The 22,179-nt window shown below is 49.3% G+C and carries 31 protein-coding genes; 14 read left to right on the top strand and 17 right to left on the bottom strand.

Annotated elements, in window-relative coordinates; genetic code table 11:
• Positions 1–74 precede the first annotated feature (74 nt).
• On the top strand, positions 75–290 hold the full coding sequence (locus KNQ07_RS04130; RefSeq protein ID WP_214764939.1) for a helix-turn-helix transcriptional regulator: 216 nt from the start codon (positions 75–77) through the stop codon (positions 288–290).
• The gene (locus KNQ07_RS04125; protein ID WP_214764938.1) at positions 290–649 is read left to right on the top strand and encodes a hypothetical protein; all 360 of its coding nucleotides are present in this window, start codon (positions 290–292) and stop codon (positions 647–649) included. The genes KNQ07_RS04130 and KNQ07_RS04125 overlap by 1 nt, the downstream gene beginning before the upstream one ends.
• A 34-nt stretch (positions 650–683) precedes the next feature.
• Here KNQ07_RS04125 and KNQ07_RS04120 read toward each other — a convergent pair whose 3' ends face one another.
• The 4 genes from KNQ07_RS04120 to KNQ07_RS04105 all read right to left on the bottom strand — a co-directional run bounded on the left by KNQ07_RS04120 (position 684) and on the right by KNQ07_RS04105 (position 2,463).
• A complete protein-coding gene (locus KNQ07_RS04120) occupies positions 684–1,055 on the bottom strand; it encodes a hypothetical protein (RefSeq protein ID WP_214764937.1) in 372 nt (123 codons plus the stop codon).
• Between the two features lie 19 nt (positions 1,056–1,074).
• Positions 1,075–1,500 carry a MarR family winged helix-turn-helix transcriptional regulator gene (locus KNQ07_RS04115; protein ID WP_012370246.1) on the bottom strand — a complete coding sequence of 142 codons (426 nt, stop codon included), beginning with the start codon at positions 1,498–1,500 and terminating at the stop codon, positions 1,075–1,077.
• Positions 1,501–1,675: 175 nt separating this feature from the next.
• Positions 1,676–1,897, bottom strand: a complete 222-nt coding sequence (locus KNQ07_RS04110; RefSeq protein ID WP_251135852.1) for a PLD nuclease N-terminal domain-containing protein — start codon at positions 1,895–1,897, stop codon at positions 1,676–1,678.
• A gap of 23 nt (positions 1,898–1,920) precedes the next feature.
• The gene (locus KNQ07_RS04105) at positions 1,921–2,463 is read right to left on the bottom strand and encodes a hypothetical protein (protein WP_214764936.1); all 543 of its coding nucleotides are present in this window, start codon (positions 2,461–2,463) and stop codon (positions 1,921–1,923) included.
• Between the two features lie 178 nt (positions 2,464–2,641).
• Here KNQ07_RS04105 and KNQ07_RS04100 point away from each other — a divergent pair, with 178 nt between their 5' ends.
• Together KNQ07_RS04100 and KNQ07_RS04095 are read left to right on the top strand one after the other, a co-directional pair.
• Positions 2,642–3,103: a MarR family winged helix-turn-helix transcriptional regulator gene (locus KNQ07_RS04100; protein WP_214764935.1), complete on the top strand. Its 462-nt coding sequence runs from the start codon at positions 2,642–2,644 to the stop codon at positions 3,101–3,103.
• Positions 3,104–3,108: 5 nt separating this feature from the next.
• Complete coding sequence (locus tag KNQ07_RS04095) at positions 3,109–3,630, top strand: GNAT family N-acetyltransferase (RefSeq protein WP_214764934.1); 522 nt, start codon at positions 3,109–3,111, stop codon at positions 3,628–3,630.
• Between the two features lie 68 nt (positions 3,631–3,698).
• Here KNQ07_RS04095 and KNQ07_RS04090 read toward each other — a convergent pair whose 3' ends face one another.
• The 6 genes from KNQ07_RS04090 to KNQ07_RS04065 form a co-directional block, all read right to left on the bottom strand.
• Positions 3,699–4,199, bottom strand: a complete 501-nt coding sequence (locus KNQ07_RS04090; protein WP_214764933.1) for a DinB family protein — start codon at positions 4,197–4,199, stop codon at positions 3,699–3,701.
• 107 nt (positions 4,200–4,306) lie between these two features.
• Entirely contained in the window at positions 4,307–5,542 is a 1,236-nt protein-coding gene (locus tag KNQ07_RS04085; RefSeq protein WP_214764932.1) for an MFS transporter, read from the bottom strand.
• A 129-nt stretch (positions 5,543–5,671) separates the two neighbouring features.
• On the bottom strand, positions 5,672–5,959 hold the full coding sequence (locus tag KNQ07_RS04080) for a hypothetical protein (RefSeq protein WP_214764931.1): 288 nt from the start codon (positions 5,957–5,959) through the stop codon (positions 5,672–5,674).
• 209 nt (positions 5,960–6,168) lie between these two features.
• Positions 6,169–6,303 (bottom strand): hypothetical protein, encoded by a 135-nt coding sequence (locus KNQ07_RS16230; protein WP_261966502.1) that lies wholly within the window; start codon positions 6,301–6,303, stop codon positions 6,169–6,171.
• Positions 6,304–6,492: 189 nt separating this feature from the next.
• Entirely contained in the window at positions 6,493–6,723 is a 231-nt protein-coding gene (locus tag KNQ07_RS04070) for a hypothetical protein (RefSeq protein ID WP_214764930.1), read from the bottom strand.
• Positions 6,724–6,748: 25 nt separating this feature from the next.
• Positions 6,749–7,873 (bottom strand): diguanylate cyclase, encoded by a 1,125-nt coding sequence (locus tag KNQ07_RS04065; protein WP_214764929.1) that lies wholly within the window; start codon positions 7,871–7,873, stop codon positions 6,749–6,751.
• Positions 7,874–8,071: 198 nt separating this feature from the next.
• On the opposite strand from KNQ07_RS04065, the gene arr reads away from it, so the two are divergent.
• Positions 8,072–8,488 carry an NAD(+)--rifampin ADP-ribosyltransferase gene (arr, locus tag KNQ07_RS04060; RefSeq protein WP_214764928.1) on the top strand — a complete coding sequence of 139 codons (417 nt, stop codon included), beginning with the start codon at positions 8,072–8,074 and terminating at the stop codon, positions 8,486–8,488.
• Positions 8,489–8,505: 17 nt separating this feature from the next.
• Complete coding sequence (locus tag KNQ07_RS04055; RefSeq protein ID WP_214764927.1) at positions 8,506–9,039, top strand: DUF402 domain-containing protein; 534 nt, start codon at positions 8,506–8,508, stop codon at positions 9,037–9,039.
• Positions 9,040–9,060: 21 nt separating this feature from the next.
• Here the strand turns inward: KNQ07_RS04055 and KNQ07_RS04050 are convergent, their stop codons facing one another.
• Positions 9,061–9,846, bottom strand: coding sequence for a hypothetical protein (locus KNQ07_RS04050; protein ID WP_312846459.1), 786 nt, complete (start codon positions 9,844–9,846; stop codon positions 9,061–9,063).
• A 112-nt stretch (positions 9,847–9,958) separates the two neighbouring features.
• On the opposite strand from KNQ07_RS04050, the gene KNQ07_RS04045 reads away from it, so the two are divergent.
• The 5 genes from KNQ07_RS04045 to KNQ07_RS04025 all read left to right on the top strand — a co-directional run bounded on the left by KNQ07_RS04045 (position 9,959) and on the right by KNQ07_RS04025 (position 13,360).
• Positions 9,959–10,156, top strand: coding sequence for a hypothetical protein (locus KNQ07_RS04045; RefSeq protein ID WP_214764925.1), 198 nt, complete (start codon positions 9,959–9,961; stop codon positions 10,154–10,156).
• 149 nt (positions 10,157–10,305) lie between these two features.
• Entirely contained in the window at positions 10,306–11,115 is an 810-nt protein-coding gene (locus tag KNQ07_RS04040; protein ID WP_214764924.1) for a helix-turn-helix domain-containing protein, read from the top strand.
• 11 nt (positions 11,116–11,126) lie between these two features.
• On the top strand, positions 11,127–11,789 hold the full coding sequence (locus KNQ07_RS04035) for a M15 family metallopeptidase (RefSeq protein ID WP_214764923.1): 663 nt from the start codon (positions 11,127–11,129) through the stop codon (positions 11,787–11,789).
• A complete protein-coding gene (locus KNQ07_RS04030) occupies positions 11,786–12,052 on the top strand; it encodes an SPP1 phage holin family protein (protein ID WP_214764922.1) in 267 nt (88 codons plus the stop codon). The genes KNQ07_RS04035 and KNQ07_RS04030 overlap by 4 nt, the downstream gene beginning before the upstream one ends.
• A 165-nt stretch (positions 12,053–12,217) precedes the next feature.
• Positions 12,218–13,360 carry a GGDEF domain-containing protein gene (locus KNQ07_RS04025; RefSeq protein WP_214764921.1) on the top strand — a complete coding sequence of 381 codons (1,143 nt, stop codon included), beginning with the start codon at positions 12,218–12,220 and terminating at the stop codon, positions 13,358–13,360.
• Positions 13,361–13,433: 73 nt separating this feature from the next.
• On the opposite strand, the gene KNQ07_RS04020 is transcribed toward KNQ07_RS04025, so the two are convergent.
• Positions 13,434–13,730: a hypothetical protein gene (locus KNQ07_RS04020; RefSeq protein WP_012370268.1), complete on the bottom strand. Its 297-nt coding sequence runs from the start codon at positions 13,728–13,730 to the stop codon at positions 13,434–13,436.
• Between the two features lie 208 nt (positions 13,731–13,938).
• Positions 13,939–14,610, bottom strand: coding sequence for a hypothetical protein (locus KNQ07_RS04015; protein ID WP_214764920.1), 672 nt, complete (start codon positions 14,608–14,610; stop codon positions 13,939–13,941).
• Positions 14,611–14,742: 132 nt separating this feature from the next.
• Here KNQ07_RS04015 and KNQ07_RS04010 point away from each other — a divergent pair, with 132 nt between their 5' ends.
• Entirely contained in the window at positions 14,743–15,813 is a 1,071-nt protein-coding gene (locus KNQ07_RS04010; RefSeq protein ID WP_214764919.1) for a threonine aldolase family protein, read from the top strand.
• On the opposite strand, the gene KNQ07_RS04005 is transcribed toward KNQ07_RS04010, so the two are convergent.
• Entirely contained in the window at positions 15,810–16,190 is a 381-nt protein-coding gene (locus KNQ07_RS04005; protein ID WP_214764918.1) for a MerR family transcriptional regulator, read from the bottom strand. The two genes, KNQ07_RS04010 and KNQ07_RS04005, sit on opposite strands and share 4 nt — an antisense overlap.
• An 84-nt stretch (positions 16,191–16,274) precedes the next feature.
• On the opposite strand from KNQ07_RS04005, the gene KNQ07_RS04000 reads away from it, so the two are divergent.
• On the top strand, positions 16,275–17,033 hold the full coding sequence (locus KNQ07_RS04000; protein ID WP_214764917.1) for an SDR family NAD(P)-dependent oxidoreductase: 759 nt from the start codon (positions 16,275–16,277) through the stop codon (positions 17,031–17,033).
• Positions 17,034–17,113: 80 nt separating this feature from the next.
• On the opposite strand, the gene KNQ07_RS03995 is transcribed toward KNQ07_RS04000, so the two are convergent.
• The gene (locus KNQ07_RS03995; RefSeq protein ID WP_251139454.1) at positions 17,114–17,410 is read right to left on the bottom strand and encodes a hypothetical protein; all 297 of its coding nucleotides are present in this window, start codon (positions 17,408–17,410) and stop codon (positions 17,114–17,116) included.
• Between the two features lie 229 nt (positions 17,411–17,639).
• Between KNQ07_RS03995 and KNQ07_RS03990 the strand changes: the two genes are divergently transcribed.
• Complete coding sequence (locus KNQ07_RS03990) at positions 17,640–18,839, top strand: MFS transporter (protein WP_214764915.1); 1,200 nt, start codon at positions 17,640–17,642, stop codon at positions 18,837–18,839.
• 300 nt (positions 18,840–19,139) lie between these two features.
• Here KNQ07_RS03990 and KNQ07_RS03985 read toward each other — a convergent pair whose 3' ends face one another.
• Entirely contained in the window at positions 19,140–20,294 is a 1,155-nt protein-coding gene (locus KNQ07_RS03985) for a globin domain-containing protein (RefSeq protein WP_214764914.1), read from the bottom strand.
• 177 nt (positions 20,295–20,471) lie between these two features.
• Positions 20,472–22,097 (bottom strand): ABC transporter substrate-binding protein, encoded by a 1,626-nt coding sequence (locus tag KNQ07_RS03980; RefSeq protein ID WP_214764913.1) that lies wholly within the window; start codon positions 22,095–22,097, stop codon positions 20,472–20,474.
• Positions 22,098–22,179 lie beyond the last annotated feature (82 nt).

The raw sequence follows: 22,179 nt of genomic DNA, 5'->3' as shown, positions 1-22,179 counted from the left end.
TTTTATTCTGATTGTAAAGGAAACTTGACACCTGGATGTGAATTACCTATTATTGGAATTGAGAGGTGACTGGGATGAAAAACAAAATGAAGGCGGTACGGGAAGCCCGTCAGTGGTCGCAGGGGCAACTTGCAGAAGCACTTGGTGTATCAAGACAGACCGTCATTTCAATTGAAAAAGAGCGTTATAATCCATCACTCGAACTGGCTTTTTCAATCGCTGCGTTGTTTGATTGTTCGATTGAAGCGATTTTTATACCCGATGCGAAAGAAAAAGGAGATGATGCCTGATGAAACATATGCCGATGATCAATCGTTTACTGTTCTCCGTTCTACTGATATACGGCGGTTATCTGACGCTGTTCGACGGACCCAGTCCGTACAGTATCATTCTTATGTTGGTCGGAATCAGTCAACTGGCGGTCGATTTGGTTTTCCCGCCTGCTGAGACGTATGACGAACGGCAGGAAAAAATTAAAATGAAAAGCGGTCAACTGTCGTATGTCCTGAGTATCGTTTACGTTTTTGTAATGCTGACACTCGTGCAGTGGAAAGTCGTAGACGACATCATGTCAGCTTTGTTGTGTGTGCTGTTCATTCAGGTAATGACGTTCCCGGTGATGCTGTTTATTTACAATCGGCGCAGTTGACGACAAAAAAAGAACAGGTCAAGCGACCTGTTCTTTAATAATATTCGGACAGCTGTTCTCTTGATTCTTCCGTCAAGTAACCGAGCGATAAAAAGCTTTTGACGAATCGGGAAGGACCGACATTCGAATCGGGTTTGACGTTCCACGTAGTATCTTTTACCTGCTCGAGGACTTCGATGTCAGCTGCCTGCATCTTGACGAAATCGAAGTCAAGCGCAACAGTATCGGTCTCGTCCCATGGTAGTTCATTCGAGGAACGGCTGTTATGTATCGTCTGTAACAGCCGGTCACTTGGAGGATCGAATTCGAATTGTAAGTAATCTCCGCCTGTATCCTGGACGGAAAGTCCGCCGCGGGCGACGATGGCCGGTAAAAAGCGGCGGTGTGTAAAATGTCTGAGAATCATCAGAACAGCTCCTTCCTGATTAGATGTGATTGTTTTGCATCTTATGGAGCAGACGGTCGAATGATTCATGCTCGTCCATTGTAAACTGTTTGAAGTACTGTTCGTGAATGACTTCGACGACAGGAGCGGATTCCTCGACGATCGTCTCGCCTGACGGTGTCAGGACCAGCCGTTTTTCCCGGTCGATCCGTTTACGGGTGATGAGATGAAGGTCAAACAATTTTTTTAAGGTTTGGGAGATGGCTCCGCTCGACAGTTCAAGTGTCGTCTCGAGTGATTTTTGTGTCGCGCTTTGTTCCCGGTATAATGTATCCAGCATATCGAACTGCGATTTCGATAAGCCCCAATCCTTCAGGACAGCGTTGACTTCCTTCATATAGCGGTGATGCAGTTTTTGAATGGCCTGCCAATGACGGTAGGATGGAGTAGACAGGTGTGAAGTCATCAGATCCCTCTTTTCTGTCACCGTGTGTACGGTAAAATAATAAGAAACGCCGGTTTTAAATCAAGCGGTTTCATATATTCAAATTAACACAGAATCGGGTGATCTCCTATCACTTGTGCCTGACAAAAAAGCTTCGTTCGTCTGACCTGATAAGCAGGTGGACGGACGAAGCTTTTTAGTGAGTGGTTGAAGTGATTTTTGCCGGCGGAACATGGCGTCCCCAGACAAGATAACCAGTTGGACCGAGATAGTTGACGAGGAAAATCAAGGTAGCCCAGATCCATTTCGGTCCGCGTGTCTTCGGGCGTTTCCATAAATCGAGATAAGCTGTGATCATCAAACAGAATCCAAGCAGGTGGACGATATTGGTCAACCATTTCCGAGTGTTTAATTTCAAACGAAGTACCTCCTGAGCACTGATTAGCTGACGAACAGTCGGTCATGAAAATTTTTCAAAATCAACCGATCCTGTTCAATCGTAAAGCCGTAACGGGTAAAGCATTCGGCAGAGACGCGTCCACCGTAAGAAATGGCGGTAAAGTCTCCACTGACGCGGTAATGGGTATATTTATGTTGAATATCATGAATTAACGATTCGAGCAGTAAACCACGTTCGCCAAGTCCTTCTTCGCGGACATGGATGTCGAGCAAGCTGAACTCGGCAAATTTACTTGAGCCATGCAGTCGTGTCGACAGATGTTGAATCGTCATATGCGACCGTTTGGATAAAATGGTTTTGTTGGTGCGGCGATTTTCCAGTAACGTCACGTAATAACTGAACAGCGGTGCATGGATGTTACGTGTCACTTGAACGACCTGCTGTTGATTATTGTAAGCCAGTCCGACGATCTGTTCGTTCGGATGCTGTTGAATGTCGATGGAGCGTTCATTACAGACGGTTTGCCAGTTTGGCTCCGGAATCCATGATAATTCAGGCGTCCGGGGGGATCTAAAGAATTTCACGGGCGAAGTAAATCCTCCTTTAAACGAATAGATGGTTTAAATATACACTTTTTGTCAATTGGATAACAGGGTGTTTTAACAAAAACATACAAACGTAAAGAATTTTTGTTGTATTTGCAACAAAAAATAATATAATAAGTTCATAGCATGTTATGAGTGAACATAAAAAGGAGGCGCCATGGGAGAACTATTACGTGAAATCGGAATGATTGCGCGGGCACTTGATTCCATCAGTAATGTTGAATTCAAAGAGCTGGAACTGACAAAAGGACAATACATTTATCTTGTCCGGATTTGTGAAAATCCAGGAATCATTCAAGAAAAACTGGCGGAACTGATTCTCGTGGACCGGACGACAGCCGCCCGATCGATTCAAAAATTAGAAAAAGCCGGATTCATCGAAAAACGACCAGATATCGTGAACAAAAAAATCAAAAAACTGTATGCAACTGCAAAAGGGCAGGCAACGTGTCCGGTGATTCTGCAGGAACACGCTTATTCTAAAGGGGTTGCTTTAGCTGGTCTGAGCGAAGAGGAACAGACGCAGTTACACCAGTTGACGAAGCGGGTTCGTAAAAATATCGAACAGGAGTGGGACTTCGTCAAAAAAGGCGGAATACGAAATTATTTGGAGGAGTGAACAGAATGACACAAACGATTGAGTTTGTCCGCTGTGACGTCAAAGATGTTGAAGCATTGCAAGCAATTAGTGTGGAAACATTTACGGATACATTCGGATCTGAGAATGATCCGCAGCACCTCGAGGATTACCTCAAACAATCCTACGGACGCGAAAAATTGATACGGGAGTTGGAACGTCCGGATTCATTTTTCTTTTTCATCAAAAGTAACGAAAAAATTGCCGGTTATTTAAAGCTGAATGTCGGTGCTGCTCAAACTGAACCGATGGAAGGAAACACCTTGGAACTTGAACGAATTTACATTCGTTCAGCATATCAGGGGACAGGTCTTGGAAAGCAGTTGCTGGAGAAAACATTCGAGGTTGCTCAAGCACAGGGGATGGAGCAAGTCTGGTTAGGGGTGTGGGAAGAAAATCATCATGCGATTCGCTTTTATCAACGTTTTGGTTTTGTAAAGACAGGAGCACACTCTTTCTTTATGGGAGAAGATGAACAGGTGGATTGGATCATGACGAAGACGCTGTAAATAAATCAATATGTCAAAGTGTTATGCGGTCGAAATTTTGCCGTTCTTCGAAACCGAGAAATCCAACCTCAATATAAAAGGAGTTGTTCCAATTCTGTTTTCTGCCGGAAATGATGCCGTGTATGCATGCCGACTAGTTGAATCCATTCCTGTGCATTCAGATAACCGAAACCGCCGTGTTTTGTTTTGGCTGCCGGATTAATCTGCTCCAGGCGGACTGACCAGTCGTCCAGCCGTTGAACGAGCTCAAGCAAACGCTGTTTCAGGCGGTCACGGCTGTCGGTATTGTCCGGCGGAGCGTTCATCTCGTCCGGCAGTCTGATTTTGATCGGTGGGAATGCCTGTTGACGGAATAATTCTTCGCCGAACGGTGTTTTACCGTCCGCCGTATCGGTCGTCAGCGAAGCGCAGATTTCAACTTCATCGATATATTCATGGGCGACAAGTAAAATATGATCATACATTTGACCGAGCGACCAGACGCCCGGTTGCGAGATATGATGCAACTCGTCTTCGGTATACCGGTCCAGTTCATCATGCAGATACAGCAGACAATCGATTTCTGTCATCGGAACCCCTCCTTTAGCGGATCATCCATTTTTCTTAATACTAGCACGTTCGAAACCTGAAAACAGGGACGACAAGGAGTAGAATCCAAGTTGTCCCTGCTGCTTTATTAAGAAACCTTTGATTCGTCCTCGACCGTCATTGTATACAAATCCTGTTTGGAACGTTGAAAGACGATTGGTAACGTCATCAAACCAAGCGCCAGGAAACCAAGCGAAAAGACGATATAGGTCGAGCGGATCGACAATGTTTCGGCAAGCAGACCAATCGATAACGTCAGTCCGATAATGAGAATCGACTCGGCGACGTTGATGACACCGGAGAACCGCCCCATGATCGAGACCGGAACGTTGTTTTGATGAAACGACAGAAAACCGGTGTTTGCAAACGACAAGGCAAACGTCAGCAGGAAAAAACCGACTGCGGCGAGACTGAAATCCGTCGCCGTCGCAAAAATTAAGTAGCCGACCGGTGTCGCAACCGAGCCGAAACCAATCAGGAACGGCAGGCTGAGCCATTTCGTGCACGTTGCATTAATGATGGAGCCGGCAATGATGCCGAGTCCGGCGATACTGACGAGGAAACCGTACATACTCTCCGAAAAATCAAGAACGCGTGTCGCGAACGTCGCTTCCAGTGAATCGAGACCGGACATGAAAATCGTCATGACGCAGAACAGGGTATACACGAGCGTGATATAGCGGTGTTTGTGCGCATAATGCAACGTTTCTTTCCAGTCCGAGACGATCATCCGGAAACTGAGCCGTTCGGAACCGGTAATCGTTGCCTTTTGTTCGATGTCCGGCAGGGAAAACAGAATCATTGCCGAAACGGCCAGCGCACCTGCATTCAGATAGATGGCAAGTGTCGGCGATCCGACGAGGAACAACAGACCGGCAATCGTCGGTCCGAGAATGAAGCCACACGATTGGATAAAATTTTTTAAGGCATTAAACCGTTGACGGTTGGTTTTTGAAACGAGTTTCGTCATATAAATCAAGGAAGCCGATTCGAACAGTGAACTGCCGATATTGATGAAAAAGACCAGCGTGTACAAAAGCAATAACGAGTCAATCCATGGCAGGACGGCAATTAAGACAGCCCGTGCCAAGTCAAGCGCCACCATCAGATTCCGCTTATCGACGCGGTCGATGACCGTGCCGGACCAAAAACTTGATAACAGGGCGGCGATCGGGACGAGCATGTAGAGAATCGAAACGGCGAATGCTGAATTCGTCCGGGCGAGGACAATCAAATTCAGGGCAATGAAGTACACCCACGCTCCGAGATTGGAGATGCCGACGCTTGATAACAAGAGGGCAGGATGTTTCCATGTTCCGCGCATACGCCATCACTCCTTCTGAATGTTTTTTGAATATATAGAAAATGATTACAATTGATGTTAAGGGACAGCTGAATGAAAATCAAGAAGAAAATGGAAAAAGCCATCCGGAAGATGGCTGGGATCAATCCATTAGGTGAGGAAGTAATCGAGTGTCGCAAACAAACTCGTTAACAGAAAACAAATCAGCAACAGCGCAGATAGTAGGATTAAGTCGAGATGCCGGCGAAGCCCGTTCGTTAAGATAAAGAACAAGGTCCAGAAGGCGACAAACACGGTGAAAATGACAGCGAGGACAGGTGCCGCAAGCGGAAACGACTCTGCGATTTGAGTCCGGAAGGCTGGGTTCGTAATGGCGTAAAAGGCAAAAACGAACGTCGGGAGTGCGCCGAGGTAAAGGAGCCATTTGGGAAATTTCATAGGGAACATTACTCCTTCTAAATACGTTAAGCATACATTCAGTATAGAAGATTGAAATTGTAAATAAAACGTACAAAATTGTAAGGAAGTGTCATTTTCATCCCGCGTGTCTTGTATACTGGACAGGACAAGTACTCATCTGTTACGGCTGGAAGAAGACGGACGTTCAAAAATGAGTTCATAATACGTTCCGATAACGACGCCGGACTTCACGAAATCCGGAGCGACAAGCTGAACGAACCGTCAACCTTTTGCCGCCTGTTGATTGATGACTTCCCGGAATCTTCTATTGGATTTCCGGACAATCGTTTAAAGTCAATTTGGATATATTGATATTCATACATATGATCTCCCCCTGAAAGTGCGATATCCTTTTTTACGTCCTGAAAAAGGGAAAGGTTCCCAGGATTCGATTGTTGTGAGAAGTGAAATGCCCTTAACTAGAGAACGTCATTTAGAGCACAGAACGAACAACAGCCCGGTCTTCCTCCTAAACAAGCGGAGAAGCCGGGCTGTTTGTTATTGGATTCGTTTTATTTTTGTTCAGACTTTCGTGCTTCTTCTTCCTCTGCCCAGTTAAAACTCAAATCGACTCGTCTGCCGATGAAGGAATGTAAAAAGAGCAGGAAGCACAGTAGTGGCAAAATCCACCATGCGGAATCGATCGTCCCGAAAAAGCGAACGATATACAACCACATGAATAGGCTGCTGACAAAAAGAATTGTTTCCGAAGTCGTGATGAATTCCCGTTTCGGTTCATACATAAGTAAAACCTCCGATGATATGTCATTAAGTAGTTGTTTCCGTTGAAGTGTGCGATACGGCAACGTCCTGCTGATCGAGCTGATTAAACAGGATCGTCCGATTTCTTCCTTGCTGTTTCGCCGTATATAAGGCTTCGTCCGCCAGTCCATTCATGTGCTGGATGTGAACATGTTTCCCGTGTGCGATTCCGATCGAGGCCGTGACGGTGATGACAGGAAATCCGTCCAGTTGGAACCGTTCATTCGCAATTCGTTCCCGAATCCGGTTCGCGACTTTGATGACTTTGGACGGAGTCAGGTCATAGACCAGAATCATGAACTCCTCTCCGCCGATCCGCGCCGTGATATCGTGGGGACGCGTTTCCTCCATCAGGATATTCGCGAACTGTTGCAACACGAGATCCCCGTTCCCGTGACCGTATGTATCGTTGACACGCTTAAAGTGGTCGATGTCGAGCGCGAGCACATTGTAGACACGTCCTTCCTGTTCCAGCCCGGCTGTCCGGCTGTCCCAGACCCGCCGGTTGTATAATCCGGTCAGATGATCACGCTCCGCCGACTGCTTATACAGTTCGACTTGGCGGTTCAGTGTCTGGAAATCAAGTGTCAACAGACTTGAAAGAACACCGACGGCAAGACCAATCGTCCAGGTCGCAAGTAACAAACGAAGTGAGGCATCGTTAAAACCTAAATTAATCAGAACGGCGAACGTAATCATCAACAGCGCCCAGACGTTGAGGGCGAGATTCTGACGAAACGGTCGATTCAGGAGTTGGCGATGAATCCAAATCATCCCGGTACTGATGGCAATGATGGCGATGAACGCAATAAACGCTTGCGGGGTCACGCCAAACAAAAACCGGGAACCGGCGATGATCAACGTGGCGATGACAAGCGGGAAGCGGCTGCCGTAAAAAGCGAGCAGGACAAGCGGTAAATGACGTAAATCCATCCGTAACGACTCATTGACCTGGATGCCTTTGAACATCAGGATTACCCCGAGCAATCCGGTCGCAAGACCAATGATCAGCGACTTCGCGATATAGGATGAAAATCGGTTGGAGTGGATGATTTTTGAAACGATGTAAAACCCGGTAAACGCGATGCAGGCGTTGATGAGCAGCTCGACGATGAATATGATTTTCCACATCCTTGAACGTGATACTTTTACGATACCATTTTGACAAAAGTTGTCAATCCGGAAGAAAGTTGAACTGTCCGTTGCAATTGAAATAGCAGTCTTCTCTACTAGAATTATACCGTGCTTCGGTCGATCGAAACAGTCTGTTTTTGCGACAGCTGTCCGCTTATACTACAGATAATCACAAAGAGAAGGAAGGCGATCGACATGACGGAACAAAACGAAGTACTCGACCGGGGACCGTTTCTGCACGGAACAAAGGCCGTCTTGCAAGTCGGTGGACAGTTACAGAGCAATCACCTGTCCAACTATCAGGAGAAACGGTCGAATTATATCTATTTTACGGCAACGCTTGAAGCTGCGAAATGGGGAGCCGAGCTTGCCAAAGGCGATGGCCAGGAACGGATTTATCTCGTCGAACCGCTCGGGGCGTTCGAAAATGATCCAAATTTGACAGATCAGCGTTTTCCCGGCAATCCGACCCGTTCTTACCGGTCGAAGGATCCGCTTCTCGTCGTCGCCGAGCTCGGCGTTTGGGAGCGGCATTCGGACGAAATGATTCAACAAATGAAGGATTCCTTGGCTCAGTTAACGAAGGAAGGAAAAAATGTCATTTTGGATTGAACTGGAGACATGAAGAGGTGGGGAAATTGGTACTCTTGATTCAAGCTGTTAAATATGACGGATCGCTTCACTGTGATTGGGAAACGACTTTGTTGGCGGAAACCGACCGGTATGTACTCGTCTACGGACAACTAGGACGCTCCTTAGTCCATCACACGCGGAGACAGACGTTTATCTGTGAGACACCGTCGCTTGAATACTACGATTTGCAGGACGGGTATACCGTCAATCTCGATCTCGAACCGGATGGTGAGCGGTATTACTGCAACATCTGTCTGCCGGCGGAACGGACAGCGACCGGTCTCCGGTTCGTTGATCTCGATCTGGATCTCATCCGGAATAAAGCCTGTGAATGGACGGTTGTCGACGAGGATGAATTTTTGGAAAACCAGCGGGTATATCAGTATCCGGCAGATGTCATCGAAGGAGCAGAACAGATGCTTCATCGTCTGCAGGACAAGATTCAACGACAGGTGTTTCCGTTTGATGGATTTTTGACCGATTGGCTTGACCGATTGCGACAACACAGTCGAGCAGACCGATTGTCATGAAACGAGTGTTGCTCTGCTGCGTCAGTCGTGTTTTCTCCGACACTCTACAGCCAGCTTCCGAATTTCAGTCGCCATCGCCGGATTGACCGGCTGAATCTGCTCGAGCCAGTCAAGCAGTGCAAGCGCCGATTCCGGCACCCGGGCATAACCTTGCAGGACAGCGGCGAATCGTTGTTCGGCTTTCGGGAACCGTTGCTCAGCGCGGCGTTCATTGCCGTAGGCATCGGGATAGTAGACGACTTCCGGCTCGATTAAATGGAGAATGGACAACATGTTTGAAAAGGCATGCTGTTCGACAAGCTGGAGACCGGACAATCGTTCCCCGCGGGCATAACGGCACAAGCCGACGTAAAGATTCGTCAAAGCTTCGTTCAGTGCAAAGTCGAGTGTATCGCGGCGGATCGGTGGAGGTATTTGTTTTGAAACCGTCAAGTCAACGTCCGGGCATGTCGGATCCTGCCAGACAATCCGTCCCGGGGAAAAGGCGATATCCGGCATCTCATCGAGTTCAAAAATCGCACACTCGCCGTAAATCCCGTCCGCGAACAACAACTTAAAACCGTCGACGGTATTTTGAAAGATAAAGCTGAGCGGATGAACGGATTCGAGCCAGTCGAGACGGTCGAGGAACCGCTGTTTTTGCCCCGGTTTCGTAATGACAAAAAAATCGAGATCGGAATAACGATCGAGCCGTTCGAGTTCCCGACCGGCGGAACCGAGTCCGAGCAATAACCAGGCATCGTTTGTTTGTTCCAATTGTTGGCCGATCCGGTCGAGGCGTTCAAGCAGGGCGCGTTGGCGTGACATCATAAAAACTCCTTTTTTCTAGTGTAAGCGTTCTCTTGTTCAGTCTAGCAAGCTTGAGCGGTGCGTCAAGGAAAGATTGTCGAATGACTAAAAAAAGGAAAGGGTGACCGGTATGGAAATACTGATTCTCCTGATCGGTTCATTTCTTTTAAGTGGCTTAATGGTTGAGGCGATTGTCAAAGCCGTCCTGACCGCTTATCGAAAACAACAGCTGTCGATGGCAAAGGCAATTCTCATTACCACCGGTATGACGGTGTTCAGTATCCTGCTTGCCGGTGTGCTGCCGTATGTGTACCTCCGTTTTCTCTGAATGTCAGACCCGATGTATCCGGAACCGTCGATTCCGCGTGCATCGGGTCTGTTTGTTGTCTAAACATTTTCGAACAATCGAGTCTGTCGTCCTGTTACTTCTGGATAGAAAGGAGGAAATTCCTCCTGAACTTAAAGGAGGACAGATGCATGCAACCTTACTTACGTGTCGAACATCAGCTGTTACGCGACGGAGCGGTTTTTTCTTCCGTCCATGAAAAAATGGTTTACCTGCTGCTGCAAAGTTATGCCGGACGGGACGGACTCGCTTTCCCGTCGCATCAAACGCTTGCGGACGCCGTTCCCTGCGGCAAGACGACCGTCAAAAACTGTTTGCAGACGCTTGTAGAAAAAGGCTGGATTGAAAAGGTCGAACGGTTTGACCAAAGCGGAGGACAAACATCAAACGGCTACCGGATTCGGACGGGGGCCCCGGGCACTTCCGGACAGGTCCCTGGTCAAGAGACGCCTTCCAGGGAGACGCCTGCCGCCTCCGAAGAAAAAGAGGTTAAGAAACAGTCTTTAAAAAAAGAATCACTACCGCAAGACGGAGTCAAGGAAATCGTCACCCATTTTGAGACGGAAATCGGCCGTGTCACCCCATCAATCCGCCGGCGGCTCGCTGCGTTCTTACAAGAGACGAGTCCCGCCGTCCTGCATCATGCCATCGAGCAAGCATCAGCGGCGAACGTCCGAAACTTTAATTATGTCACCGTCATTATCGAGAGCCTAAAACAGCGGAATCTGTTGACACAGGAACAAATCGACAGGCATGAAAGACGCCGCCGGACCGCTGTTGCGCGTTCATCCCGCCGAAAAGGACACGGTCCATTACCGGACTGGGTCGAACGGGAACGCAAACAACAGCAACAGGCAGAGGCGGATCAAAAAAAACGTTTTGAAGAAACCGTTCCCGATCAAGGCGAACTCGCAGCCTTGTTGGCGGAACTAATCGGATGAAGGAGGATATCATGACACCATCACTTGACTGGTTACTCACACGGGCCGACCGGAAACTGACGAAGGAGATGGATCCGGACGTCGCTGCGATTACACGTGCGGTCATTACGGAACTGGCGGCAGAAGGATTGCCGATCGGCATCGCGCAAGGCTTTCGGACAAAACAGGAACAGGACGACTTGTATGCCAGCGGGCGGACACGTCCGGGAAAAATCGTCACTTATGCCAAAGGCGGGAAATCGAATCATAACTTCGGTGTCGCTGTCGATCTGTTTATCTATGCGGACGGCGGCAAACGGGCGGAGTTTCTCGCACCGCCTGATCCGCGGCTGAAACGGCTCGTTGCCGCGATGAAGCAGTATCAGATGCAGTGGGGCGGTGACTGGGGTAGCTTTCCGGATTATCCGCATTTTCAACTGTATGATGCGGTCAACGGTCAACCGAAACCGTTGCTCGGTCCCCGGTATCCCGGACGACCGCTTTTTGCCGGAGCAGGACGGATGGACGGGACGGTGATCCGGCTGATTCAAAAACGGCTCAAATTGCCGTTGACCGGACAATTCGACTTGAAGTTGACGCACCTCGTCAAACAGTTTCAACGGCAGCACCGGTTAGCAGAAGACGGTGTCGTTGGTCCGGTCACGTGGCGTCAACTGTTTGGAGTCCGCCGATGAAGGAACGGTCGATTGCCTTGATCCGACTGCTCGTCCCGCTCTACAGTTTCGTGAATTTAACATTACTCGCCTCCGGTTATACACCGTTACCGTTTGAGACGAATCAGATCGAAACCGCTTTGACGGCACTTTTAGGTGCAGGAAGTCTGATCTATGCCTGGTGGAAAAATAACAATCTGACCGAGGCGGCGCAACACGCGCAACGCGTCTTAACGGAAAGGAAACTTTCGGTTCAACGAAACGGACAGGAAAAATCAGGATGAATGTGCCATGTCAATTGGTAATTTGTTTGAAATGTGTAAACAACGGGCAATATTTTGAGTAGAGCGCTAATGGTTTGATCCCAAGATACCGATAATAAGGTAGCGTCCCGTATCGTCAGCATGGTATGACCACTGTCGACGGAAAAGAAAGAGGTCAGACTGAACTTGAAATTATCGACGTTGCAATTTTACCTGTTACTTGCATTGTTTTCATTGATGTTTACCAGTATCTGGAGTTACAATGCATTCCTGAAAATTGAACAAGAGAACGACCGGATCATGACGGAAGCGATTCCGATTTCAAATGCCGCTTCGCAACTGTTCCCATTATTGCTGGATCAAGAGTTGACGGTCCGCAGTTACTTACTCGATCAAAATGATCAGACGTTCCAACAATTCAAAAATACGAATGCCGAACTGAAAGAGACGATCGCCACATTGAAGATGCTCGATCAACGCCATCCGATTCTCAAACAGTTGCTGGCAGAAGAAGCAATTCCGTTAATTTTGCGGACGGATGGCTTTTATGAACAGCAGATTCAATGGATCCAGAGTAATCAAATCGAACGGGCAACACTGAAACGCTACAGCGGCATGGACTACGTCAATCAGTTCCGACCGATCAATGCAAAAATCAATCAAGACATCGACAAAATCATCCAGGAAGCAACCGATCGTTCCAAACAGGCGTCGGCGTCTGCCAAGTGGGTCATCGTCATTGTTGTCAGCGTGGCCGTCTTGCTGCTGATGGCATTCCTGCAGACCTTCCGGCTCGAGCGCAGTCAGCAGGCGCTGATTCACCGCTCCTTGCATGACGCTTTGACCGCGGTTCCGAACCGTCGTGCGTTCGACGAACATTTGGAAGCCTCCTTCACGGCTGCCCGTGAACAGCAGACGGACGTTGGGTTGATTTTGATCGATGTCGATGAATTTAAGCTGTACAACGACACGTACGGTCACTTAAAAGGTGATTGGTGTCTACAGAAAGTCGCTGCAACACTAAAGAAACAAGCGAGTGAGTTCGGCCATGTCTCCCGGTACGGTGGGGAAGAATTTGCGGTCATCTTGACGGAACACGTCGAACAGATCACGCATGTCGCGGAACGGATCCGCAGTGAAATTCTTCGGATGAAGATTGAACATAAAGCGTACGAACCGCTTTGCCAGCTCAGTGTCAGCATCGGACTGGCCGTTGTCCGGCCGAGCACAACGTTGACGGAAGGTGATTTGATCGTCCTCGCTGATCAGGCCCTGTATCGGGCAAAATCGAGTGGACGCAATCGAATTTCAAGCCATGAAGCCAGTTGATTTTCCAAAAAAAGCTCTGATTCCATTTCGAGATGGGATCAGAGCTTTTTTAATTCATAAATGGGCGTTCGAATCATTGCAAAATCACGCAATAGGACCGTTCGGAAATCAACGGTGCAGAAATGACAAAAACTGTCTTGACCGGCGTACCGCCGACTTTCGCGTCCAGTTGATGCAGTTGAGACCTAATCTTTCGGCTCAGGACATACCGGGTTTCCGTACTCAATTCATCAAGCTCTTCATCATGTACATGTAACAAGAGTTGAAACGGTTCGAGCGAGAAAATGGAAAAGTCGCAGTCGATTCGAGGGTCTTCAAACTGTTCATTTAGACCATTTTTTATGAAGTACGCTTCTTGTGCTGTAATCATCTCGTTTCGCCTCGCTCTCTTTCAGAAACAGTTCAAAAAATTATAAGATGTTAGTTAGCTATATAGTCTTTATTACCCAATTTTCTTGAGAAATATCAGTTTCTGCCTGAAAAAGGACCGAATACTGGCGGAATAGGGAATACTTTTACGAACATTAAAAAAATCACTTGATTCAGGAGTGTCTGATCTGGAATCAGGCACTGCTGGATCAAATGATCATCGAGCCGGCACGGCGTAAAAAGTCTTCCGTCGTCTGTTTGAAAAACGTCAGTTGGTGGACCGGAATCGAAACGTGCCCGCCGTAACGGACTTCTAAGTAATGCGGATTGACTGGCGACGGAAAATGGATCCGTTCGAACCATTCGGTCATCGTCTCCTGTTCCCGCCGTTGCATCGGTTGCGGAAGGCGGCGGTTAAACAGCAGCATATGTTGGCGAATGTCTTCAGCCGGCAGTTCATGGTGTTCGTAGCGGATTACTTCGACGCGGCTTGGTGTGAAGAGAAGCGGCTTGAAGCGGGTCTTACGAACGATTTTTATGTAATAAATAAGTAATCCGATCGACACGATCACAAGGAAAATAAAGATGAACGGATATGGAGGCGCGACGACGGCGGAATCAAATCCGGTCCGCAGTAACAGCGGGTCCGGTTCCGGCGCGACGGTCTCGGCAAGCGGCTCGAAGTCAATGACAAGCGAATCCGATGGAAGCGACATATTAGATGTGTCACCACAACGTGTCGTACAGGAGCCTGTCGTCCGACTGTCGAAAAGAGAAACGAAAGATGTCAGAAAACGGGGGATGAACGATTGGAGTACAAACAGAATCAATAAAACACTGGAAAGAAACAAACCGATTTTCAATCGGAACGAAGTCTGCACGGGATCACCTCTTTCATACCGTCAAAACGGCGGTTGCATGAGTCTGAACTGAGTATAGCAAATACGGTACGGCATCGTTTTATTTTTTTTCAAAAAATAGTCATTATTTCCTAAAAAAATGGAGGTTACGAGATGAATCGCTTACGCACAAGTTTTCAACAAACAACCGGTCAGATCAGCGGGCACGGAAAACGGAATGTCGGGATCTTAAAAACCGCTTTTTTAGAAGTGGCAGACGAGACGGCGAGTGATCAATACGGGACGGGTTCAATCATCGAACCGTTCGAACAAAAATTTGCGGATATACTGGGCATGGACGATGCTGTCTTTTTCCCGAGCGGTACGATGGCGCAACAGGTGGCGTTACGGATCTGGTCGGACGAGAAGGACAACCGGACCGTCGCTTACCATCCGCTTTGTCATCTTGAAATCCATGAGCAGGACGGACTGAAGGAGTTGCACCCGATCGAAACGATTCTGGTCGGCGCAGCAGACCGTCTGATGACGCTCGACGAAATTAAGGCGTTACCGGACATCGCCTGTCTGTTGCTTGAGTTGCCGCAACGGGAAATCGGCGGAGTCGCTCCGGCTTTCAGTGAACTCGAAACAATCAGCCGGTATTGCCGCGAACGGGGAATCCGGCTGCATCTCGACGGCGCACGGCTGTTTGAGATGTTACCGTATTATGAAAAGACAGCAGCTGAGATTGCCGGCTTATTCGACAGTGTCTATATCTCGTTTTATAAAGGACTCGGCGGGATTGCCGGCGCGATTCTCGCAGGTCCGGCAGCGTTCTGTCAGACGGCGCGGATTTGGAAGCGGCGGTACGGCGGCGACCTAATCAGTTTGTATCCATACATCGTTTCGGCCGATTATTATTACGAACTGCGAAAGGACCGGATGGGGCAGTACTATGAGCAGGCAAAACAACTGGCCGAGCAGTTCAATGCCTTACCGGGCGTCCGTACGACACCAGAAATTCCGGTCTCGAACATGTTCCACCTCCATTTTGACGGACTGGCGGCGGACGTTTCCCCGAAACTCGAGCAGGTCCAGGAAGAGACGGGGCTCGGGTTCGTAGGTTATCTCGTCGACAAAGACGGGTATTGTTCAACAGAAATCAGTGTCGGTGATGCTTACGGAGAGCTGGATCCGCAAACACGCGATGCCGGATTTGACCGGCTCCGGAAAGCCTTTTCTTAAAACGTTTCTCTGACCGCCGGATGGAGCTGTTCGTAAACGGCAACTTTTTCCGTAATCATCTGTTCCGTCCGGACGAGTTCCGCGAGTTGTCGGCGGACATTTTGCTGGTGTGCTTCGAGGAGACGGAGCCGCTCAAGCGACGTGTCGTGCGTCTCGGACGATGCGAGGAACAGTTCGACATATTCCCGGATCTGGTCAATCGGCATATGCGTCGCCCGGAGCCGCAGGACAAAGCGTAGCCACGTCAGTTGGGTTTCGTCATAACGCCGGACGCCGCTTTTTGTGCGGGTCGGGAATAACAGTCCTTCTTTTTCGTAATAGCGGATCGTATGGGCAGTCGTCTCGGTTAATCGGCTGATTTCTGAAATGGTATACATCTTGATCGCACCTTTCCTGCTTGACTTAGAGTTGACTCTAACTTGTAGACTTTCACTATACCAAACAGAAATGGGGAATTGTTCATGAAATACACAGTCATTACAGGAGCTAGCTCAGGTATCGGATACGAAACGGCAAAAGTGCTTGCGAAAAAAGGAAAATCGCTTGTGCTCGTCGCCCGCCGGACGGATGAACTGGAAAAGTTACGCGACGAAGTCAAAGCACTCGCACCGGACAGTGATGTCATCTTGCGTTCGGTTGATTTAACGGAATCGGAAAACGTCCATGAACTCTATGATTCGTTAAAAGATCTCGATATCGAGACGTGGATCAACAATGCCGGATTCGGTGACTTCGATAACGTCAAAGACGTTTCGGTCCCGAAAGTCGAGAAGATGCTCCGCCTGAACATCGAAGCATTGACGGTCTTAACAAGCCGCTATGTCCATGATTATCATGACGTCGAAGGGACAACGGTCCTCAATGTCTCATCCGGCGGCGGCTACCGGATCGTCCCGAACGCTGTCACATACTGCGCGACGAAGTTTTATGTCAGCGCCTATACGGAAGGACTCGCGCAAGAATTGAAAAATTCCGGGGCGAAACTGCAGGCGAAAGTTCTCGCACCGGCGGCGACGGAAACGGAATTTGCCGACCGGTCACGCGGGGAACAAGGATTTGATTACAGTAAAAACGTCGCCAAGTACCATACGGCGGCGGAAATGGCGACGTTCCTCGATCAACTGCTCGACAGTGACCAAATCGTCGGCATCGTCAACGCCGAAGATTATTCGTTTGAACTGCGCGGACCACTCTTTACGTATGTCGGTGCAAATAAGTAAGCTAGACAAAAAGCCAGCTTCCGCATTGCGGAAACTGGCTTTTTTGTGTCTGAAGCAGATGAAACGATATGTAGTTCATCTTAAATCAGCGGCATGATAAAGGTCGACGTTAAGCTGACGACTAAAAACAGCGCGTAGCTGAAGAATGTAGTTTTAGCACTGCCGTCGGTCCGACTTCCGAGAATCGAAAACAGACTGATTGCGCAAATCGTAAGCGTGGACAATAAAAACGATTGATGGGAATCGACTGACGGGATCAGCGACTGGGCGAGATGCGCCAGACCTAGCGGCAAGACGATCAATAAAAAGTAATAGCCGAGCCGTGCTTCCGATGGATGGTCCGTCGATTCGTGATGGGTGACTGTACGTGTATGCATTCTCATGGCTCTTCACTTCCTTCTGCTTTCAGTATAGAGGACTTACGACAAATTCTTCGTTACAGTCCGATGAGAAGTCGATAACAAGATTAACCAAATATGACGAACAGATGTCGGGAAAAGGGTGGACTGTAAAATATGGAAATGCTTCTGTCTGTTTTATGTAAAAAAGTGTAAAATGAAAAAAGAGAAATGGACGGATGAATCCGTCATGAGAGGGGAAGTTGGGATGAACCGCCTGTTTCGCTATTTTTATGTCTCCGACCTGATTGCAACTGTCGGAGCGAGCATCTCCTATATCGCAATCTACTGGACATGTGCCGGACTGATGTCGCCGGCAGCCGTCTCGTTAGTGATCGGTGCCGTATTTGTGATTCGTTTCATCAGCTCGAGTCTGGTCGGACCGTGGATTGACCGGATCGAGCCGGTCCGCCTGCTGAAAGCGACCGTCCTGATCCGCTTTTTCCTGCTCATTGCCGTCTGGTTCATCCTGACACAGACCGATGCCCTGCTTGTGCCGTTATTCTGTCTGCTCGCCTTCCAGACGTTACTGCAAGTCATCGGCGGCAATACGGCGTTTAAAGTCGTCACCCGGACCGTCGCGTCCGAGCAGTTGCCGGTTGCCAATGCCTATTTGAGTACGCTCGACCGGGTCGGGACGCTTGCCGGCTTACTGGCAGGCGGTCTGTTGATCAGTGGATTTTCGATCACGGTGATTTTAGGAATGGAAGCCGTTATCCACCTGATTGCCTGGTTCCTGTTGTTCCCGTTACGGTCGGCACCGGACACGGCAGTTAAACCGAAACGGACCTATTGGACCGATTTACGGGAAGGGTTTACTTATTTAGTGCGTGACAACCGCTTGATCCGGATTTTAGTCTTCGGTATTCTCGCCAACTGGATGATTACACCGGTCAACGCGTTACTCGCGCCGTTTGCGAAAGACGTCATCCGAGGCGGAGCGAATACGTTTTCGCTGCTCGAACTGGCCCTTGTCATCGGCGGAATCGGCATGTCGCTCGTCTATGCCAAACTTGCGGACCGGCTTGACCTGATGCAGATGTTTTATCTGTCGATGGTCTTGCAGGGCGGTTTTACCCTGCTGATCGGACTGACGACGACGTTGCCGTTTGCCTTCAGCGGCATGTTGTTGCTCGGGATGGCGCTCAGTCTGTTTGGAATTCCGTTTTCGACGCTGCTGCAACAGACGACACCGGATGCCTTGCTCGGACGGATTCGTTCGGCGATGGTCGCCGTTTCGACCTTCAGTTCGGCGCTGTTCTTCGGGTTGTCCGCGTATTTGACGACCGTGTTTGCCATCGATACCGTGTTTCTGTTCTTTTCCGGCAGCGGTCTGCTGATCCTGCTGACCCTACGACTTCAGCGTAAAACACCGGCAGCGGAAGTGCGACGGGACGAAGTCGGATGACAAATCGGCCTTCAGGCGGAGGGCGGGAGAAGCGGGAGGCGTTATACTTAAAAAAACGCTTACAGAGGAGAATGCAGAAGATGAATGGAATGGCGATGCTTGCGTTGATGTTTTTGATTCCGATTGGTGGAATGACGGTCATGTTGAATGTCTTATGGCGCCGGATGACACCGGATCTTGAAAAATAACAACTTACATAGGACCGTTTAAGCGGTCGGTATGATGAAAAAACGGACGAGACTGAACCCTTGAAAAAAGGGCAGTCTCGTCCGTTTTTTTGTCGACAAGAAAAGAGAGGCGTTAAGAAACGGCGGTCGGTGCTTCGAGTGCCAGACTTGGTCCGAACACTTCGAAATGCAATTTGTCCGCTTGACCGCTAAAGTAGCGGCGAACGAACTGAATCATCGCTTCCGGTCCGCACACATACGTGTCGGCCGCCGGATCAATGTTCGTTACATCATCCACCGACAACCGTCCCGGTGTTGTACCCGGTAAGGCATTACGTTCCGCATAGCGGATGATTGTTGCTCCCTGTTCTTCAAACCGGGCCAATTGTTCGGCGAACGGGCGGTCGAGATCGTCCTGGACGGCGACGTATAACGTCGTTTTACGACCAGCCGCAAGGGCCGCTTCAGTCATCGCGAGGAGGGGAGTCAAACCGATTCCGCCGGCGAGACCGATGAATGGCGTCGAAGCGTCCGTTAATGTAAACGAACCGGCCGGTGCACTGAGCAGGACTGTTTCACCGACGGACAGAGCGTGCAGCTGACGCGAGACGGACCCGTCCTGTTTGACGCCGATCGTGTACGATGTGCCGTTGGCGACTGTCGTCAGACTGTATTGGCGATTTTGCCATAAGCCATCCGGTGCCTGCAGGCGGACTGTGACATATTGACCGGTTTGGTACGGCGCAAGCGGTCGTCCGTCTGCCGGACGTAACGTAAACGATTGGATGTCGCTTGACTGACGTGTGATCTGTTCGATGACGAACGGCTGATAGCCTTCAAAGGCAGTCGCTTGTTCATCCTGCTGATAGAGCTCCGCTTCGAGCGAAATGAACAGCTTGGCGATTTCCCCGTAGCCAATCGTCCAGGCTTCGATGATCTCCGGTGTCGCCGCGTCTCCGAGGACATCCTGGATTGCCCCGATCAGTTCCGTTCCGACGATGTCGTACATGAAAGGTTTGATTTGCAGACTGCGGTGCTTATGAAGGACCGGCAATAACGTCGGTTTGAGCGTTTCGAGCTGATCAATGTAAGCAGCTGCCGCATAGACCGCTGTCGCTAAAGCTTGCGACTGGCGGTCATTTTTTTGATTCGATTGATTAAAGATATGTTTCATTTCCGGATGATTTTCAAACAGTCGTTGATAGAAGACACGTGTAATGCTGTGACCGTGTTCAGCGAGCACCGGGACGGTTGATTTGATGATGGCGATTGTCGATGACGTTAACATAAAGACACTTCCTTTTCGGATAATGGATGTCAGATCAGGTTCGATTTCAGTATCCGTCAAGACTTGTTTTAATGCAATAGATTAAATACTAGATTTAAAATAGTACGTGATATTTGTCACAAGTATGCCATCAATTCGTCAAGCAACCGACAAAAAACCTCCGAGGAAGGTCGGAGGTCAAGAGGAAATCCACAGTTTTGAGAAGTCCAAATAGCCGAACGAATCAATCGTAATATTTTGCAGCTCAATCGGAAACGGAATGATCCGCGTATCATCATACAACGGAATGAAGTAGGACGAGTCGATCAAATGCCGCTCGACCGTCTGGTGTAACCTCATCCAGTCTTCGAACGGCGTCTCATCGTACCGGTCAATCCATTTGTCCATCTCCGGCATGTGCCGGAACATCTTCGCCGGCGGGGAAAAATCATTCGTTAAAAACTGATGAAAGGCGACCGGCAAGTTCCGTTCAAAGACTTCGGCGTGAACGGCGAGATCAATCGTGTCAAAGGCATGAAAATCGGTGATGCTCGCTTTAAAACCGATCGGCACGAACTCATAGGGAATTCCGTGCGCATCGAGTGTCTCGCATAACCAGCGTGTCACCTTGTCCGTGAAGTCAGTCAGCTTGATCCGGAGCGGTTGCGTAAACAAAACGGCAGGACCCTCCGGAAGCGGATGGACGGAACTGAACTGTTCAAGAAACCCGCGGTCGTTCGGAAAACCCCGTTCATTGAGTGACTGGATCGCCGGACGGATCGCGGCAATCAACCGGTGAATATAGTGCCGCGCGTCCGGTCGCTCGAACGGACCGCCGGGACGCGGATTCAAAAAGACGAGTCCAAACCCTGACTGAGTCGAGATCGTATCCGTTTCACCGGAGTCTGACCGTGATGTCCGGTAGACGGGATCATAGGCATCGGGCATTTGAATGAACTCAATCCGGTCGAGCAGGGCGCGGATGCCGTAATAGTTCGAAAAGGCTGATAAAATCGTCTTTTTCGGGTCATTTTGTGTCAGCTGGAACGGTCCTGTCCCGACGTTGTCCTTGCCGATGCTCGTATGGATCGTCGCCAGTTTGGGCAGCAGCGAATGGCGCTGCTGGTCCAACGTGATATCAACCTGGTACGGTCCATTGGATTGAATATGTTGGACATGCCGGTACGATTTGGCATAAGCGGGATAGGCAACCAGTTTCCGGAGACTTTTCGTCACGTCCTTACTCGTTAAGAGCGACCCGTCATGGAAGCGGACATCCTTTCGTAAATAAAGCGACAGGACAGGACCGTTCCAGGCGTAGTGGTGGGCCAGTTCGCCCTGCAGTTTGCCGTCTGCGTCAATCGCAAACAACCGGCTGAAAACGTTTTGGACGAGGTGGGCGCTGTGGATGTCAGCCGCTTCGAGCGGATCGGTCGTCAAAAAAGGACGTCGGCGGGGAATCAGCAGCGCATCGGACGATTCCTGTGTATAGCCGAACTTTTGCTCAAGCTTTCGCATGAACCGTCCCGTTTGTGCCGGTGACCAGTCCCAGCTCAGTTCTTCCGTCACCGCGTCGACCGACTCGTGTTCAATCCGTTCGAGCATCTGTTTCGCATATTCGCGTTCGACATGACGGTGCCAGACGAGCTGTGTCAAATGGCCGCGGCCCCGGCCGCTCGTATACGCGAGCCAACCGTCTTCCTGCCAACGTGTTAAATACCGTTTTGTTTGTTTGGGGCTTAAATGGATTGTGTCGGCCAGTTCGGCAATCGAATAGGAACCTTCCCGGCAGGTTTTCCATAACGTGAACAGATACGCGTCCATCTCATTCCTCCGTTCTAAAAGGGGACATCTTTTTCTGACGATGTCCATTTTTTTATGTACTTGTCTTGTTTATCATACAGGT

This window comes from Exiguobacterium sp. s145 (assembly GCF_018618835.1).
GTDB classification, from domain to species: Bacteria; Bacillota; Bacilli; order Exiguobacteriales; family Exiguobacteriaceae; genus Exiguobacterium_A; species Exiguobacterium_A artemiae.
The sequence above is the reverse complement of the archived record's forward strand: the minus strand, read 5'-3'. Positions and strand labels throughout refer to the sequence as shown.

What these genes read in the sequence shown, in the direction of transcription:
- KNQ07_RS16230 (WP_261966502.1), bottom strand. Translation starts at nt 6,303, where the DNA reads ATGTATGAATATCAATATATCCAAATTGACTTTAAACGATTGTCCGGA.
- KNQ07_RS04010 (WP_214764919.1), top strand. Translation starts at nt 14,743, where the DNA reads ATGAATCGCTTACGCACAAGTTTTCAACAAACAACCGGTCAGATCAGC.
- KNQ07_RS03995 (WP_251139454.1), bottom strand. Translation starts at nt 17,410, where the DNA reads ATGCATACACGTACAGTCACCCATCACGAATCGACGGACCATCCATCG.
- KNQ07_RS04065 (WP_214764929.1), bottom strand. Translation starts at nt 7,873, where the DNA reads ATGTGGAAAATCATATTCATCGTCGAGCTGCTCATCAACGCCTGCATC.
- KNQ07_RS04090 (WP_214764933.1), bottom strand. Translation starts at nt 4,199, where the DNA reads ATGACAGAAATCGATTGTCTGCTGTATCTGCATGATGAACTGGACCGG.
- arr (WP_214764928.1), top strand. Translation starts at nt 8,072, where the DNA reads ATGACGGAACAAAACGAAGTACTCGACCGGGGACCGTTTCTGCACGGA.
- KNQ07_RS04020 (WP_012370268.1), bottom strand. Translation starts at nt 13,730, where the DNA reads ATGATTACAGCACAAGAAGCGTACTTCATAAAAAATGGTCTAAATGAA.
- KNQ07_RS04100 (WP_214764935.1), top strand. Translation starts at nt 2,642, where the DNA reads ATGGGAGAACTATTACGTGAAATCGGAATGATTGCGCGGGCACTTGAT.
- KNQ07_RS04080 (WP_214764931.1), bottom strand. Translation starts at nt 5,959, where the DNA reads ATGAAATTTCCCAAATGGCTCCTTTACCTCGGCGCACTCCCGACGTTC.
- KNQ07_RS04095 (WP_214764934.1), top strand. Translation starts at nt 3,109, where the DNA reads ATGACACAAACGATTGAGTTTGTCCGCTGTGACGTCAAAGATGTTGAA.
- KNQ07_RS04070 (WP_214764930.1), bottom strand. Translation starts at nt 6,723, where the DNA reads ATGTATGAACCGAAACGGGAATTCATCACGACTTCGGAAACAATTCTT.
- KNQ07_RS04050 (WP_312846459.1), bottom strand. Translation starts at nt 9,846, where the DNA reads ATGTCACGCCAACGCGCCCTGCTTGAACGCCTCGACCGGATCGGCCAA.
- KNQ07_RS04045 (WP_214764925.1), top strand. Translation starts at nt 9,959, where the DNA reads ATGGAAATACTGATTCTCCTGATCGGTTCATTTCTTTTAAGTGGCTTA.
- KNQ07_RS04040 (WP_214764924.1), top strand. Translation starts at nt 10,306, where the DNA reads ATGCAACCTTACTTACGTGTCGAACATCAGCTGTTACGCGACGGAGCG.
- KNQ07_RS04130 (WP_214764939.1), top strand. Translation starts at nt 75, where the DNA reads ATGAAAAACAAAATGAAGGCGGTACGGGAAGCCCGTCAGTGGTCGCAG.
- KNQ07_RS03985 (WP_214764914.1), bottom strand. Translation starts at nt 20,294, where the DNA reads ATGTTAACGTCATCGACAATCGCCATCATCAAATCAACCGTCCCGGTG.
- KNQ07_RS04000 (WP_214764917.1), top strand. Translation starts at nt 16,275, where the DNA reads ATGAAATACACAGTCATTACAGGAGCTAGCTCAGGTATCGGATACGAA.
- KNQ07_RS03980 (WP_214764913.1), bottom strand. Translation starts at nt 22,097, where the DNA reads ATGGACGCGTATCTGTTCACGTTATGGAAAACCTGCCGGGAAGGTTCC.
- KNQ07_RS04030 (WP_214764922.1), top strand. Translation starts at nt 11,786, where the DNA reads ATGAAGGAACGGTCGATTGCCTTGATCCGACTGCTCGTCCCGCTCTAC.
- KNQ07_RS04120 (WP_214764937.1), bottom strand. Translation starts at nt 1,055, where the DNA reads ATGATTCTCAGACATTTTACACACCGCCGCTTTTTACCGGCCATCGTC.
- KNQ07_RS04115 (WP_012370246.1), bottom strand. Translation starts at nt 1,500, where the DNA reads ATGACTTCACACCTGTCTACTCCATCCTACCGTCATTGGCAGGCCATT.
- KNQ07_RS03990 (WP_214764915.1), top strand. Translation starts at nt 17,640, where the DNA reads ATGAACCGCCTGTTTCGCTATTTTTATGTCTCCGACCTGATTGCAACT.
- KNQ07_RS04085 (WP_214764932.1), bottom strand. Translation starts at nt 5,542, where the DNA reads ATGCGCGGAACATGGAAACATCCTGCCCTCTTGTTATCAAGCGTCGGC.
- KNQ07_RS04125 (WP_214764938.1), top strand. Translation starts at nt 290, where the DNA reads ATGAAACATATGCCGATGATCAATCGTTTACTGTTCTCCGTTCTACTG.
- KNQ07_RS04005 (WP_214764918.1), bottom strand. Translation starts at nt 16,190, where the DNA reads ATGTATACCATTTCAGAAATCAGCCGATTAACCGAGACGACTGCCCAT.
- KNQ07_RS04035 (WP_214764923.1), top strand. Translation starts at nt 11,127, where the DNA reads ATGACACCATCACTTGACTGGTTACTCACACGGGCCGACCGGAAACTG.